We start from the raw sequence: 14281 nt of genomic DNA on the forward strand, positions 1-14281 counted from the left end.
AGGGCAGTGATGATCCAACGACCGGCTGTTGACCGGCAGTCGGACATCGGACGGGCACAGCAGGGGGTACGTCATGGCCGCACGGCCTCTCGTGGCGCGACAGCCCAACGAACGGCTGCAGGCGCTGATTCAGGAAGCGGGCTGTTCGAACGCCGGGCTCGCGCGCCGGGTCAACATGTGCGGCGCGGAGCACGGGCTCGATCTGCGCTACGACAAGACGTCGGTGGCGCGCTGGCTGCGCGGGCAGCAGCCGCGCGGCAGGGCGCCGGGGATCATCGCGGAGGCCTTGGGCCGCAAGCTCGGCAGGACCGTCACGATCGACGAGATCGGGATGGCCAACGGGAAGAACCTGGCGTCCGGTGTGGGGCTGCAGTTCTCGCCGACCGTGCTGGGCGCCATTGAGCAGGTGTGCGAGCTGTGGCGCAGCGACGTGGGGCGCAGGGACTTCCTGTCCGGTTCGTCGGTGGCGTCGTCGGCGCTCGTGGAGCCGAGCCGCGACTGGCTGATCTCGGTGCCGGACTCGCAGGTGGCGCGGACGGCGGGGCCCCGGGTGGGTCCTTCGGACGTGGCGGCGGTGCGGGCGATGACGCAGGCGCTGACGGATCTGGACCACCAGTACGGCAGCGGGCATGTGCGGCCGGTTCTCGTGCACTACTTGAACAGTGTGGTGAGCGGTCTGCTCGCGGGCTCGTACCGGGAGGCGGTGGGGCGTGAACTGTTCGCCGCCGTCGCGCGGTTGACGGAGCTGGCCGGGTACATGGCGATCGACACCGGGCAGCCGGGGCTCGCGCAGCGCTACTACATCCAGGCGCTGCGGCTGGCGCAGGCGGCGGGTGACCGGGGCTACGGCGGGTACGTACTGGCCGCGTCCATGAGTCACTTGGCGGCGCAGCTCGGCAATCCGCGCGAGATCTCCCAGCTCGCCCGCGCGGCTCAGGAGGGGGCGCGCGGGCGCGTGACGCCGCGCGCCGAGGCGATGTTCCACGCCGCCGAGGCGCGCGGCCATGCCCTTCTGGGGGACGCGCGGTCGGCGCAGTCCTCGTCGAGCCGTGCGGTCGCCGCGATGGAGCAGGCCGAGGGCCGCTCGGACTCCGGGGACGACCCGGTGTGGATCGCCCACTTCGACCAGGCGTATCTGGCGGACGAACTGGCGCACTGCCACCGGGATCTGGGGCAGGCGCGGGACGCGGCGCGGTGTGCGCAGGAGTCGTTGGACGGGCATCCGCAGTCGCGGGCCAGGCGGCGGGCGATCGGACTGGTGCTGCTGGCGACAGCGCAGGTGCAGCAGCGCGAGGTGGAACAGGCCTGTCATACGGGACTTCGGGCGGTCGAGCTGCTCGGCACGGTGCGTTCGAACCGGGGCGCGGAGTATCTGGACGATCTTCGGGAGCGGCTCGATCCGTTCCGGGAGGAGGCCGTGGTGCGGGAGTTCGGGGCGCGGGTGGAGCTGCAGGCCGCGTAGCTCCGCGTGAGATGTGTCATAACGGGCAAGCCGGCAGCCGGTTTTGTTAGTCGCGTCACTGGGGAGGTTTCCGGGATTTGAGGTGCGTAGCACGGGCGTACGAGGACCCGGTAGCGTGAGCCGACGATTCCGACCCCCCTACGTAGGAGTCTTACGGTGACGGAGCAGAGCGGGCAGAGCGGGCAGGGCGAACGCCCGCACCTTCCGCAGGCGCGGCAGGCGCACGAGGGTGTCGTGCTGCCCGCCGACGGCGGTGAGCCCCTGTTGCCGGGCACGTACGGCGACCAGGCGGGTCCCGCGGGCGCGAGCCCGTGGGGGCAGCCCTGGGGGCCCGAGTCCCAGCAGGCGCACAACGCGGGTCCGATGCCGACGTACGACGGCTCGATGCCGACGTACGAGTGGGGTCAGCCGCAGGGCTCCGCGCCGATGCCGCCCGCCCCGCCGCAGCAGGACCCGGGGGCGCTGCCGCCCCAGTCGTACGGGGGCGCGCTGCCGCAGCAGCCGACCGCGCAGGCGCTGCCGCAGCAGCACCCGCAGGCCGGGCCGATGCCGGCCGCCGGCCCCGCTCCCGGCGCCTACGACGGGGACGCGACGCAGTACATACCCCCGGCGCAGCAGCAGGCCGCCCAGTACGCGGCCGGTTCCGCGCTGCCTCCGGAGGCCCCCGCCCCGGACGCCACCCAGTTCCTCGGCCGCGCCCAGCCGCTGCCCGACGCGGCGCCGCCCGGCCACACCGCCTCGCCCGACAGCGAGGCCACCCAGTACATTCCGCCGGTCCCCGGGCAGCCGATGCCGGGGCAGCAGCCGATGCCGGGCCAGGACCAGGGGTACGGCGTGCGCCCAGGGGCGCCCGGCGACCGGCAGCCGCCCGCCGAGTTCGACGCCCTGTTCCGCACCGAGCCGGACGGCGCTGCCGGGGCGACCCAGCAGATGCCGCGCTTCGACCCGCAGGCGCACGGGCACGCCGCTCCGCCGCCCGGGGGCCCCGGAATGACGCCGCCCCCGCAGCAGTACGGGTACGAGCCCGAGCCCCCGCGCGGCGGCAAGGCCCGCACCGGCTCCAAGGTGCCGCTGATCGCCGCGGTCGGCGTCGCGCTGCTCGTCGTCGGGGTCGGGGCGGGCGCCCTGATCAGCGGCGGCGGTGACGACGACAAGAAGACCGAGGCGACGAAGAACGTGTCGAACTCGGCGCCGGCCTCCGAGTCGCCCTCGCCGTCGGTCGACCCGGCCAAGGCGCAGGCCGTGGAGCTCGACAAGCTGCTCGCCGACTCCAACAACAGCCGTTCCGCCGTGGTGCGTTCGGTCGCGAACATCGGCTCCTGCAAGGCGCTTCCGCAGGCGTCGAAGGATCTGCGCGGCGCCGCCCAGCAGCGCAACGACCTGGTGACGCGCCTCGGCTCGCTCCAGGTGGACGAGCTGCCCGACAACGCGCGGCTGACCGCCGCGCTCACCAGCGCCTGGAAGGCGTCGGCGTCGGCGGACAACCACTACGCGAAGTGGGGCGACCAGGTCGCCGCGAAGAAGCGCGCCCTGTGCAAGAAGGGGCACGCGAAGCCGACGTCCGAGCGCAGGGCGGGCGACGCGGCGAGCGGCACGGCGTCCAAGGAGAAGCAGCAGGCGTCGAAGCTGTGGAACCAGATCGCGAGCAAGTACGGGCTGACGCAGCGCTCCGCCGTCCAGCTCTGACGCCCCGCGGGGGAGCGGGCGGTCAGCGGAGGCCGGAGAGCGTGTCCGTCACGTCCACCGACGTCTTCCTGGTCGCCCGCAGCCGTCCCGCGGTCACCTTCTGGAAGTAGACCCGCGCGTTGACGAGGCGCGGGAAGTCGCCGGCCGTCGACATGTGGTCGTAGCCCCAGCGCAGCGGCGGGGTGAGGCCGCCCGTCGTGACCCGGAGGTCGTCGTCGAGGGCGGTGCGTACCGTGCGCGCGGTGATCGTCTCGTCGTCGCCCGCCGCCTCGACGACCTGGCGCAGTACCTCGTACGCGATCCAGGTGGTCTGCACGCCCGCGTCCGTCGGGTCGATCCGGTTGTCGCCGAAGGCCTGTTCCTTGATCGCCTGCTTCATGGGGGCCCAGCGGGCGTCGTCCGACGCCGGGTACCAGCTGGTGACGTACGCCCCTTCGTACGGGCTCCGCGGGCCGCCGGTGCGGTCGACGACGGACTGGTCGACGCTGCCGAGGACGGTGGCGGTGCGCACCGAGGGGTAGTCGTCGCGCATCCGCCGGAACGAGTCGAAGAACGTGTTCGTGCGCTCCCCGAGGACGGCGGCGACGCAGCCCTCGCCCTGTGGGGCCCGGCTCGCGGTGTCGAGGGCGCGGCGGGCCTGGTCCGCGTAGTCGGTGGCGTCGTCGGCGGCGAGCACGTCGACGGCCTTGGGGCGCTCGCGCAGCGCGAGCCCGGCGTCGAGGAGCGGTGCGAGCTGGTCGCCGGCTATGGAGTCGGGGCGGATCAGGACGGTGCGGGCGCAGTGCTCGGACAGCTGGCGTCCGTTTCCCGCGAGGAGCGCCGGCTGTCCGCCGTTGACCGGGTACGACAGCGGGCTGGTGAACTCGGCCTCGGTGGCGCCGTAGCCGCCGATGTAGGGGATGCCCGCGGACTCCAGCGGTGGCAGGAACGCGTTCGAGTGCTGGCTGTACGAGCCGACGACCGCGACGGCGTGGTGCTCGGCGGCCGAGCGGGCGCACTTGGCGGCGCCGACGCTGTCGTTGTGGTCGTTGCAGGTGAGGACCTTCAGGGTGCGGCCGCCGATGCCGCCGTGCGCGTTGATCCAGCGGGCGTACGCGCGGGCCATCGCGGGCATGCCGGGCATGTTCGTCGCGCGGGTCTTCTCCGGCGCCCACGTCATCACGGTCACCGACCGGCCGCCGGGATCCTTGGCGTCGCTCGGCACGAGCCCGCACCCGGCGAGCAGGGCGCCGCCCAGAAGGACGGAGACGGTACGGAGGTGGCTTCGCGTGATGCCGGTCATGTACGGGCACGATTCCGGCGGGCCGCCAACGGTCGTGTGACCCGTGGTCAACGGGTGGTGACCATGAGGTGAATTGCGGGGGTCCTGAGGGGTGGAAGGGGCCGGGACGTACGATCGATGACCGTGCAAACCTCGGACAAGTCTTCCCGCCGCGGCCGTCGCTCCACGAAGATGGGCGGCATGCCACTCAACGACATGCCGTGGTGGCGCTGGCGCAGCAACGTGCGTTCCGCGCTGCACATGCTCTCCGACCCGTCGTTCCAGCGGGACGTCTGGCAGGCAGGCGTGGACGGGTACGGGGACGTGACCGACGCCGTGTACCGCCTCGTCGAGGACACCTGGCTGGACAACTGGTCCGCCGAGAAATACGTCGGGACGATCTTCCGGGACTCGCAGGAGGCGGCGCTCGTCGACTCCGCGGTCCTCCGGGTCCTGCGGATCATGCATCAGGTGGGCCCGGACGCCCCCGTCGCCGCGTATCTGAACCACGAGGGCTGGCCCGAGGCGGTGCACGCGGCCCGCGACGCCCATGTGAGGCTCGCCACGAGCGACGGCGACGACCCGGACACGGCGCCGCAGACCCTCGAGGTGCTCAGGATCATGACGCGGGCGGCCTAGCGCGTCGTGCCGGGCGTTTAGGCTTGGCGCATGAACGCGCAGTCCGCCGCCACCGGTCCCGAGCAGTACGTCCTCACTCTCTCCTGCCCCGACAAGCAGGGCATCGTGCACGCCGTGTCGAGCTACCTCTTCATGACCGGCTGCAACATCGAGGACAGCCAGCAGTTCGGCGACCACGACACCGGTCTGTTCTTCATGCGCGTCCACTTCAGCGCGGATGAGCCGGTGACCGTGGAGAAGCTGCGCGCCAGCTTCGCCGCGATCGGCGACTCCTTCCACATGGACTGGCAGATCCACCGGGCCTCGGACCGGATGAAGGTCGTCCTGATGGTCAGCAAGTTCGGGCACTGCCTGAACGACCTGCTGTTCCGGGCGCGGATCGGGGCGCTGCCCGTCGACATCGCGGCGGTCGTCTCGAACCACACGGACTTCGCCGAGCTCGTCGCCTCGTACGACATTCCCTTCCACCACATCCCGGTGACGAAGGAGACGAAGGCGCAGGCCGAGCAGCAGGTGCTCGACCTGGTGCGGGCCGAGGGCGTCGAGCTGGTCGTGCTCGCGCGGTACATGCAGGTGCTGTCGGACGACCTGTGCAAGGAGCTCAGCGGGCGGATCATCAACATCCACCACTCGTTCCTGCCGAGCTTCAAGGGCGCGAAGCCGTACCACCAGGCGCACGCCCGTGGCGTGAAGCTCATCGGGGCGACCGCGCACTACGTCACCGCTGACCTCGACGAGGGGCCGATCATCGAGCAGGAGGTCGAGCGCGTCGGGCACGACGTCACGCCCGACCAGCTGGTGGCGATCGGCCGTGACGTGGAGTGCCAGGCGCTGGCGCGGGCCGTGAAGTGGCACGCGGAGCGCCGCATCCTTCTCAACGGGCGCCGCACGGTCGTCTTCGCGTAACGCGCGAAGGCCGCTACATACGGCTGAGACCGGCCGTCGCGGACAGCACGTCGCGGATGGCCTCGCGGTCGCCGACCTGGCCCGCCGCCGCTTCCTCCGGCAGGACGTGGCCCGCGGCGAGGCGGCAGAACTCGACGCCGTCGAGGGCGACATGGGCCACCTCGCGCTCGTCGGAGCCGACCGCGGCGGGCGAGTCGAGGGCGATGAGCCACTCGCCGCCGCCCGCCCCCTCGACCTCCAGGCGCAGGCTGCGTCCGGGGCGGCCCGCGCCGACGAGTTCCCGGGCGGGGCCAGCGAGCCCGTGCCTGCGGCGGGCGGCCAGGGAGCCGGGGAGCAGCCGGGCGGCGAGGTCGATCATCCGGTTGAGGTGCCGCGGCGCCGGCGGCTCGTACGGGTAGTCGATGGCGTCGGCGATGTCCCCGGCGTGGATCCAGCACTCGAAGGCCCGGTCGACCATGGCGTCGCGCAGCGCGAGTTCGAAGCCGCCGTACGAGACGGGGAGCTGCCCCGAGCCTCCGGAGCCGCCCTTGTCGGAGCCGGCGAACGACACCGTGCGGATCACGGAGTGCGACTGGTCGCGCCACGGGGCCCGCACGGCCCGCGTGGGCGGGAAGTAGGACGCCTTCCAGTACGCCTTGGTGCGCGCGGTCGGATCGAGGTCGGGCGGCGCCGGGTCCTCCAGGCCGACGGCGCGGGCGACCAGGCCGTCGACGCTGGTCAGATGCGAGATGACCCCGGCGACCGTGGTCTTCTTGCCGACCTGCTCGGCCCCTTCGTACCAGCGCAGCCGCACCGGCGCGTGCCATTCGCCGTCGCCGATGTCCTGGAGCAGCGCGTCGAGCCGCGCGGTCTCCGCGTCGTACGGGCCCGCCCAGCCGGGCACGGGGATGCGGGCGGGACGCCGGTTGAGGCAGCCCTCCAGGACGCGGGAGCGCAGCATCGGGTCGAGGTCGAGGCTCTCCTCCGCGTGCAGCAGGCCCACGGCGTCGCGCAGCCGCAGCGCCTCCTCCGCGCACGTGCCGCAGCTGCCGAGGTGGATCTCGACGGCGGCGGCCTCCTCGGGGGAGCAGGCGGCGAGCGCCCATGCGCCGAGCAGGGACTTGAGGACGCGGTGCTCGAGGACGGCCGGTTCGGCGGCCGTCACCTGGGGCAGCGGGCGTCCGGTGTCCTCGACGGAGGCGCGGGGCGTCGGTATCCACGGCCGGTCGGCCGGGCCCGTGCTCTCGGGCTCCTCCTCGTACGGATCGAAGCGGTCCGGTCCGTTCGCCGCGCTCACGCCGGCCTCCCGTAGCCGCGGCCGGGTGGTGCGCCCGCGTCGTGCGCCGTCGACAGGAGCTGGAGGCCGAGGCGGAGCCTGCGGCGGGCCTCGTCCTCGGTGACGCCGAGGTCGGCGGCGGTCTGCCGGTAGTCGCGGCGCTGGAAGTACGCGAGGTTGAGAGCCTCGCGCAGCGGGGCGGGCATCGACGTCACGATGTAGTCGGCGCGGGCCGCGGCGGACGCGCGGCGCACCTTGCGCTCGAGGTCCTCGGTGGTGCCGCGGCCGGAGCGGACGAGGGCGGCGGACTCGGTCTGGCGCAGCCGCTGCACCGCGTGCCGGTGGGCGAGGGTGGCGATGAAGGAGCGCAGCGGGCCCTGCTTGGGGTCGTAGGACTCCGGGTTCTCCCAGATCTGGGTGAAGACGTCGCGGGTGATCTGGTCGGCCGCGTCCTCGTCGTCGAGCACGCGGTGCGCCAGGCCGTGCACGAGCGAGGCGAACCGGTCGTAGAGCTCGCCGAGCGCGGCCGCCTCCCCGTGGGCCAGGCGCTGCTGCATCCTGCGGTCCCAGCGGGACGGGGTGTCCTTGGGCATGGGGCCCCCTCACCGACTGCCCGAACTAACTACTCTGCCTAGTACTCGAATGTAACCGTGGACGCCGACAGCGCACGCCCCTTTGCCGCATTGTGCGCCCCCTGTGAGCAGCAGGTGGTAAAGGCATCCGTCCCGTTCCCGTCCCCTACCCGTCTTCTCCCAACCGTCCCCTCCCGGAACGCGATGAGCGATTTGGTTCACATGTGACCGGCCAGGGCTTAACCAGGCCATATGTGATAGGTCTGCGGGAGTGTTTCATCCCAGTGCGGCCGGGCAGCCGCGCAGAAGAACCGTAGGGACAGATTCCGGATCGACGTTGTTCCCGAACGAGAGGCGTGGCGCGTGACGCTCAAGGTGACCGAGTCAGGGCAGGGCGACTGGGCCGTCGTGTGCGCGTCGGGCGAGATGGACCTCGTGACCTCCCCGGCGCTGCGCCAGCAGGTGCACGAGGCGGTCGCCGACGGTCGCCGCAGCGTCATCCTCGACCTCTCCGACGTGCTGTTCTGCGATTCCAGCGGCGTCGGAGTGCTGATCGCGACGCGCCGCCTGATGCGCTCCTGCCAGGGGCGGCTGCGGCTGATCCTGCCCGCCCAGGGCGCGGTCGACGGCTCGCACGTGAACCGGGTCCTCGGCGCCCTCGGCGTCCGCCGGCTCTTCGACGTCTACCCCGACGTGGCCTCGGCGGCCGACGACGACGCGGCGCCCATGTCGGCGTAACGGTCTGTACCGGATTTTCACCGGCCTTGACACAATCGCCGCAGTTCGGGGCGTGCGCGCACGGGACCGTCGTACGCTCCGTTGCGTACCACCCATCGACCCGAGAGGCGGCCCATGAGCATGGACGAGCGGAGGATCGCGGCCCGGTTCGCCGGCTTCGACCAGGACGGCAACGGATACATCGACCGCGAGGACTTCTACGTCGCCGCGAAGGCGCTGCTCGCCGAGTTCGGTGTCACGGCCCGATCGGAGCGGGGGCAGGCGCTGTTCGCCGGGGCCGAGGCGTTCTGGCAGGGCATGGCGGGGATCGCGGACGTCGACGGGGACCAGCGGGTGACCCGTGAGGAGTTCGTGACCGGGGCCGTGAAGCGGCTGCGGGACAACCCCGACCGGTTCGCCGAGATCGCCCGTCCGTTCCTGCGCAGCACCCTCGCCGTGGCGGGTGCCGACGACGGCGGGGTCGACGTGGACACCGCGCGCCGTGTGCTGGGTGTTCTCGGGGTGGAGGACGAGGTGGCGCGGGCGGCCGCCGCCGCGTTGGACGCGGACGGGGCCGGGCGGATCTCGGAGGACGCGGCGGTGCGGGCCTTCGCGCGGTACTTCACCGTTCCCGAGTAGCCGCGCCGGGGCCTGCTCAGGCCCCGAAGCGCTCCCGCAGCTTGTACTTGAGGACCTTGCGGAGGGTCTCGTTGCGCGGCAGCGCGTCGAGAACCTCCAGCTGCTCCGGCAGTTTGAACGTCGACAGGCCCTGGTCCCGGAGGTACGCGGTCAGTTCGGGGAGGGCCAGCGGCGGGTGGTCCGCGCGGAGTTCGACGACCGCGCAGACGCGTTCGCCGCGCTCCGGGTCCGGGAGGCCGATCACCGCCGCCTCCTGGACCGCGGGATGCGCGTGCAGCAGGTCCTCGATCTCCTTCGCCGAGATGTTCTCGCCCTTGCGGATGATGACGTCCTTGGCGCGGCCGGTGAGCACCAAGTGGCCCTCGGGCAGCAGGTGTCCGAGGTCGCCGGTGATCAGGAACCCGTCGTCGTCGAAGGCCTCCGCGGTCTGCCGGGGGTCGAGGTATCCCTGGCAGACGGCCTCGCCGCGCAGCCGTACGGCGCCGTCGACGCCGGGCGGCACCGGTTTCCCCTCGGCGTCGACGACGCGGATCTCCATGCCCTCCGGCGGCCTGCCCTCCGTCGTCGCCAGGTTCTCCGCCGTGTCGTCCGGCGCCCCCATCGTGATCATCGGCACCTCGGTCATGCCGTATCCGTGGGTGAGCTGGACGTCCATCTCGCGGACCACCGAGTGGTAGACCTCGGGTGGTTTCGGGGCGCCGCCGCCCGCGAGCAGCCGCAGCGTCGGGATCAGCTTCTCGTCCGGCCGCTTGCGCTGCTCGTTCAGGAACATCGAGTAGAACGCCGTCGAGCCGCCCGCGACCGTCACCCCGTGCCTGCGGTACTCGTCCAGCGAGTCCGGCATCGCGAAGTGCTCGAACATCGCCGCAGGGAACCCGTACAGGAGCAGCATCACCGTGTAGTCGGGGCCCGCGATGTGCGCGTAGGGGAAGGCCATGGAGCCGACGTCGGACGCCGACAGGTGCAGGGCGTGGGCCAGGCAGGAGCCGCCCGCGATGAGGGAGCGGTCGGTGTGCAGCACGCCCTTGGGGTCGGACGTGGTGCCGGACGTCCAGTAGATCCAGCGGACTTCGGTGCCGGAGGAGGGCGGCGGGGGCAGCACGGACGGGTCGCCCTCGGGCAGGTTCTCGTACGCCTCGAAGACGCCGCGGGCGCCGAGCCGCCGGGCCATGTCGGTGTGGTCGAAGCCGCGCCAGACGCCGGGTGTCGCGAAGAACTCGGCCTTGGACTCCCGCAGCGCGAAGCCGACCTCGCGGTCCCGGTAGAAGGGGATGATCGGCGTCTGCACGGCGCCGATCCGGGCCAGCGCGAAGGACAGCACGGCCGTCTCGATGCGGGTGGGGAGCTGCCAGGCGACGACGGTGCCGGGGCGGACGCCGAGGCCGTGCAGTCCTGCCGCGACCCGCTCGGCGCGCTCCCGCAGGCCGCCGAAGGTGAGGGCCCGGTCGCCCTGGAGCAGCACGGGGCGTTCGGGGGTGAGTTCGGCGCGGCGCTCGACCAGCTCCCAGAGGGTGCGGGAGGCGCCCAGGGCGTGTGCGGTGTCGGTCATCTGCGTGACTCCTCAACCGTACGGCGTGAGCTGACGGGTTGTCAGATATGGCCGAGAGCGTAAGCCCGCGCTTCTTGTCGGTCCAGAGGTGCGGGGCTAGCCTGGAATCTGACGACCCATCAGATGGAGAGATGTAGGGGTGCTCATGACCGAACTGCCGCGCATCATCAGCGTCGACGACCATGTGATCGAACCGCCGCATCTCTTCGAGACCTGGCTGCCCGCCAAGTACCGGGACAAGGGCCCGAAGCCGCTGACCGAGGGCATCGGCGAGCTCGCGTACGTGGGCGGCAAGTACCAGATCACGATGGACCCGGAGGGCCCGCCCACCGACTGGTGGATCTACGAGGACCTCAAGTTCCCGTACAAGCGCAACATCGCGGCCGTCGGCTTCGACCGCGACGACATGACCCTCGAAGGGATCACGCGGGCCGAGATGCGGCGCGGCTGCTGGGACCCGAAGGCCCGGCTCGCGGACATGGACCTCAACCACGTCGAGGCCTCGCTCTGTTTCCCGACCTTCCCGCGCTTCTGCGGCCAGACCTTCGCCGAGGCACACGACAAGGAGGTCGCGCTCGCCTGCGTGCGCGCCTACAACGACTGGATGGTCGAGGAGTGGTGCGGCGACAGCGGCGGCCGGCTGATCCCGCTGTGCATCATCCCGCTGTGGGACGTCGAGCTCGCCGTCGCCGAGATCCGGCGCAACGCCGCACGCGGCGTGAAGGCCGTGACGTTCTCCGAGATCCCCACCTATCTGGGGCTCCCTTCGATCCACTCCGGGTACTGGGACCCGTTCTTCGCCGCCTGCCAGGAGACCGGGACCGTCGTCAACATGCACATCGGGTCCTCCTCCCAGATGCCCGCCGCGTCCCCCGACGCCCCGCCCGCCGTGCAGGCCTCGCTCAGCTTCAACAACGCGATGGCCTCGATGATGGACTTCCTGTTCAGCGGCGTGCTCGTGAAGTTCCCCACGCTCAAACTCGCGTACAGCGAAGGCCAGATGGGCTGGATCCCGTACGCCCTGGAGCGCGCCGACGACGTGTGGGAGGAGCACCGCGCCTGGGGCGGCGTGCGCGACCTCGTCCCCGAGCCGCCGTCCACGTACTACTACCGGCAGATGTTCTGCTGCTTCTTCCGCGACAAGCACGGCGTGGCGTCCCTGGACGTCGTCGGCCGGGACAACGCGACGTTCGAGACCGACTATCCGCACGTCGACTCGACCTTCCCGAACACCAAGGAGGTCGCTCTCGACCACGTGAAGGGCCTCGACGACGAGACCGTCTACAAGCTGATGCGCGGCAACGCCATCCGCATGCTCGACCTGGACCTGGACCGGTAGCCCCCGTGGACCTCGCGTACACGGCCGAGGAGGAGGAGTTCGGGGCGCGGCTGCGGCAGTGGCTCGGCGGCGTGCTGCCCACGCTGGGGCCGAAGCCCTCGCCCGACGACTGGCCCGGCAGACGCGCGTACGACATGGGGTGGCAGCGCCGCCTGTACGACGCCGGGTACGGGGACGTGCACTGGGACGCCTCGCCGACCAAGCGGCTCATCTTCCTGGAGGAGACCGAGAAGGCGGGCGCCCCCTACGTCGGGGCGAACTTCGTCGGCCTGCTGCACGCCGGGCCGACCATCGCCGCCGAGGGCGACCCCGGCCAGCGGGACCGCTGGCTCGCCCCGATCCTGCGCGGCGACGAGGTGTGGTGCCAGGGCTTCAGCGAACCGGACGCGGGCTCCGACCTGGCGTCCCTGCGCACGAGGGCCAGGCGCGAGGGCGACGAGTACGTGATCAGCGGCTCCAAGATCTGGACCTCGCACGCCGAGGTCGCCGACTGGTGCGAACTGCTCGTGCGGACCGATCCGGACGCGCCCAAGCACCGCGGCATCACCTGGCTGGCCATGCCGATGGACGCGCCCGGCATCACCGTACGGCCGTTGCGCACGCTCGCCGGGTCCACCGAGTTCGCCGAGATGTTCCTCGACGACGTACGGGTCCCGGTCGGCAACCGGGTCGGCGCCGAGAACGACGGCTGGCGCGTCACCATGGTCACCCTCTCCTTCGAGCGCGGCACCGCGTTCGTCGGCGAGGTCGTCGCCTGCCGCCGCACCCTCGGCGAACTCGCCGCGCACGCGAAGAAGACGGGCCGCTGGGACGACGCCGTGCTCCGCCGCGAACTCGCGTTGCTCTCCGCCGAGTTCGGCGCGCTGTGGCGGCTCACCCAGTGGAACGTCAGCGAGGCGCAGGCCACCGGCGGCGTCCCCGGCGTCGGCGGCTCGGTCTTCAAGCTCCGCTACTCGCACGCCCGGCAGCGGCTCTACGACGTCGCCGCCCAGGTGCTCGGCGGGGCGGGCGCCCTCGACACCGACCAGGAGTGGACGCTCGACCGGCTCTCCTCGCTGTCGTACACCATCGCCGCGGGCACCTCGCAGATCCAGCGGAACATCGTCGCCGAGCGGATCCTCGGACTGCCCAAGGAGGGACGGTAGGCGTGCACTTCCAACTGACCGAGGAACAGCGGGCGTTGCGCGACGGCACCCGGGAGCTGCTCACCGGGCGGTTCGGGCGCGAGGCGCTGCGGGCCGCCGTCGACGCGGACGCGCCGCGGCTCGACCGGGAACTGTGGCGCGAGCTCGCGGAGGCCGGGCTCTTCGCGCTGTGCCTGCCGGAGGCCGACGGCGGGGTCGGGCTCGGCCTGCCGGACGCCGTCGTGGTGTTCGAGGAGGTCGGGCGGGCGCTCGTGCCGGGACCGCTGGTGGCGACGTTCCTCGCGGCGGGCGAGGTGCCGGGCGCCGCGACCGGCGAGACCGTGGTCACCTCCCCGTACAACGGGCTGCTGCCCTGGCGGGACGCCGCCGACGTGGTGCGCGGCGCGGCGGACGGCGCCGGGCCGCTCGCCTCCGCCGACCCGCTCACCCCGCTGCACCAGGTGACCGGCGCAGGTCCCGTGCCGTGGCGGGCCGGCCTCCTGTACGCGGCCGAGCAGCTCGGCTCGGCCGGGCGGACCCTCGACATGGCCGTCCAACACGCCCGGGAGCGCGAGCAGTTCGGAAGGCCCATCGGGACGTTCCAGGCCGTCAAGCACCTGTGCGCCGACATGCTCGCGCGCGTCGAGCTGGCCCGCGCCGCCGTGTACGCGGCGGCCGTCACCGGGGACCCCGTCGAGGTCGCGGCGGCCCGGCTGCTCGCCGACGAGGCCGCGGTGCGGGGCGCCCGCGACTGCCTCCAGGTGCACGGCGGCATGGGCTTCACCTGGGAGGCGGACGTGCATCTGCACCTCAAGCGGGCCTGGGTGCGGGCCGAGCTGGGCGGCGGCGCGCGCTCTGCGGAGGAGCTGCTCGCCGGCGCGCTCTGACCGCCGTACGACAGCGGCCGCGCGTCCGGAAAACGGACGCGCGGCCTGCTGAGCGGAGAGCGGGGGCAAGGGTGCACGCACGGTGACCGAGCGTGGTTATCGGGTTGTGTCCTGCGCGGGGCTCGTCACGGCACGGAGTCGGCCGCCCGCTCGGGTACCTTGTGGCAGATGCGAGTGGTGCTGAACCCGAGCGACGGCGCCGGTGTTGTCTCCGAGGCAACTCCGGGGCCCGCGATGTGCGCCGC

13 protein-coding genes are annotated in these 14281 nt (G+C 72.3%); 9 read left to right on the plus strand and 4 right to left on the minus strand.

The window, feature by feature from the left end; translation table 11 throughout:
• Positions 1 to 73: 73 nt before the first annotated feature.
• Both ACTWJ8_RS22125 and ACTWJ8_RS22130 read left to right on the plus strand, forming a co-directional pair.
• Positions 74 to 1462: a transcriptional regulator gene (locus ACTWJ8_RS22125; RefSeq protein ID WP_356375387.1), complete on the plus strand. Its 1389-nt coding sequence runs from the start codon at positions 74 to 76 to the stop codon at positions 1460 to 1462.
• Between the two features lie 156 nt (positions 1463 to 1618).
• Positions 1619 to 3148, plus strand: a complete 1530-nt coding sequence (locus ACTWJ8_RS22130) for a hypothetical protein (protein WP_443260089.1) — start codon at positions 1619 to 1621, stop codon at positions 3146 to 3148.
• A gap of 22 nt (positions 3149 to 3170) precedes the next feature.
• Here ACTWJ8_RS22130 and ACTWJ8_RS22135 read toward each other — a convergent pair whose 3' ends face one another.
• Entirely contained in the window at positions 3171 to 4430 is a 1260-nt protein-coding gene (locus ACTWJ8_RS22135) for an ABC transporter substrate-binding protein (protein WP_356375384.1), read from the minus strand.
• 117 nt (positions 4431 to 4547) lie between these two features.
• Here ACTWJ8_RS22135 and ACTWJ8_RS22140 point away from each other — a divergent pair, with 117 nt between their 5' ends.
• A complete protein-coding gene (locus ACTWJ8_RS22140; RefSeq protein ID WP_356375381.1) occupies positions 4548 to 5048 on the plus strand; it encodes an SCO4402 family protein in 501 nt (166 codons plus the stop codon).
• Positions 5049 to 5078: 30 nt separating this feature from the next.
• The gene (gene purU / locus ACTWJ8_RS22145; RefSeq protein WP_356375378.1) at positions 5079 to 5954 is read left to right on the plus strand and encodes a formyltetrahydrofolate deformylase; all 876 of its coding nucleotides are present in this window, start codon (positions 5079 to 5081) and stop codon (positions 5952 to 5954) included.
• Positions 5955 to 5967: 13 nt separating this feature from the next.
• Here the strand turns inward: purU and ACTWJ8_RS22150 are convergent, their stop codons facing one another.
• Positions 5968 to 7230 carry a zf-HC2 domain-containing protein gene (locus ACTWJ8_RS22150; protein ID WP_443260090.1) on the minus strand — a complete coding sequence of 421 codons (1263 nt, stop codon included), beginning with the start codon at positions 7228 to 7230 and terminating at the stop codon, positions 5968 to 5970.
• Entirely contained in the window at positions 7227 to 7802 is a 576-nt protein-coding gene (locus ACTWJ8_RS22155; RefSeq protein ID WP_356375373.1) for a sigma-70 family RNA polymerase sigma factor, read from the minus strand. Before ACTWJ8_RS22155 ends, ACTWJ8_RS22150 begins: the two co-directional genes overlap by 4 nt.
• A 342-nt stretch (positions 7803 to 8144) precedes the next feature.
• Here ACTWJ8_RS22155 and ACTWJ8_RS22160 point away from each other — a divergent pair, with 342 nt between their 5' ends.
• A complete protein-coding gene (locus ACTWJ8_RS22160) occupies positions 8145 to 8519 on the plus strand; it encodes an STAS domain-containing protein (protein ID WP_356375370.1) in 375 nt (124 codons plus the stop codon).
• Between the two features lie 120 nt (positions 8520 to 8639).
• Positions 8640 to 9137, plus strand: a complete 498-nt coding sequence (locus ACTWJ8_RS22165; protein ID WP_356375962.1) for an EF-hand domain-containing protein — start codon at positions 8640 to 8642, stop codon at positions 9135 to 9137.
• A 16-nt stretch (positions 9138 to 9153) separates the two neighbouring features.
• On the opposite strand, the gene ACTWJ8_RS22170 is transcribed toward ACTWJ8_RS22165, so the two are convergent.
• The gene (locus ACTWJ8_RS22170; protein WP_356375367.1) at positions 9154 to 10686 is read right to left on the minus strand and encodes a class I adenylate-forming enzyme family protein; all 1533 of its coding nucleotides are present in this window, start codon (positions 10684 to 10686) and stop codon (positions 9154 to 9156) included.
• Between the two features lie 145 nt (positions 10687 to 10831).
• Here ACTWJ8_RS22170 and ACTWJ8_RS22175 point away from each other — a divergent pair, with 145 nt between their 5' ends.
• From ACTWJ8_RS22175 to ACTWJ8_RS22185, 3 genes are read left to right on the plus strand one after another with little or no spacing between them, the layout of a single operon-like run.
• Positions 10832 to 12025, plus strand: a complete 1194-nt coding sequence (locus ACTWJ8_RS22175; protein ID WP_356375364.1) for an amidohydrolase family protein — start codon at positions 10832 to 10834, stop codon at positions 12023 to 12025.
• 5 nt (positions 12026 to 12030) lie between these two features.
• Complete coding sequence (locus ACTWJ8_RS22180; RefSeq protein WP_443260091.1) at positions 12031 to 13170, plus strand: acyl-CoA dehydrogenase family protein; 1140 nt, start codon at positions 12031 to 12033, stop codon at positions 13168 to 13170.
• 2 nt (positions 13171 to 13172) lie between these two features.
• Positions 13173 to 14036 (plus strand): acyl-CoA dehydrogenase family protein, encoded by an 864-nt coding sequence (locus tag ACTWJ8_RS22185; RefSeq protein ID WP_443260092.1) that lies wholly within the window; start codon positions 13173 to 13175, stop codon positions 14034 to 14036.
• The last annotated feature ends 245 nt before the right edge of the window (positions 14037 to 14281 follow it).

This window comes from Streptomyces sp. SDT5-1, from assembly GCF_052245995.1.
Lineage (GTDB): Bacteria > Actinomycetota > Actinomycetes > Streptomycetales > Streptomycetaceae > Streptomyces.

Bases quoted from the DNA above. Each gene is read 5' to 3' on its own strand.
- ACTWJ8_RS22125 (WP_356375387.1), top strand. From the start codon at position 74: ATGGCCGCACGGCCTCTCGTGGCGCGACAGCCCAACGAACGGCTGCAG.
- ACTWJ8_RS22135 (WP_356375384.1), bottom strand. From the start codon at position 4,430: ATGACCGGCATCACGCGAAGCCACCTCCGTACCGTCTCCGTCCTTCTG.
- ACTWJ8_RS22140 (WP_356375381.1), top strand. From the start codon at position 4,548: ATGACCGTGCAAACCTCGGACAAGTCTTCCCGCCGCGGCCGTCGCTCC.
- purU (WP_356375378.1), top strand. From the start codon at position 5,079: ATGAACGCGCAGTCCGCCGCCACCGGTCCCGAGCAGTACGTCCTCACT.
- ACTWJ8_RS22155 (WP_356375373.1), bottom strand. From the start codon at position 7,802: ATGCCCAAGGACACCCCGTCCCGCTGGGACCGCAGGATGCAGCAGCGC.
- ACTWJ8_RS22165 (WP_356375962.1), top strand. From the start codon at position 8,640: ATGGACGAGCGGAGGATCGCGGCCCGGTTCGCCGGCTTCGACCAGGAC.
- ACTWJ8_RS22170 (WP_356375367.1), bottom strand. From the start codon at position 10,686: ATGACCGACACCGCACACGCCCTGGGCGCCTCCCGCACCCTCTGGGAG.
- ACTWJ8_RS22175 (WP_356375364.1), top strand. From the start codon at position 10,832: ATGACCGAACTGCCGCGCATCATCAGCGTCGACGACCATGTGATCGAA.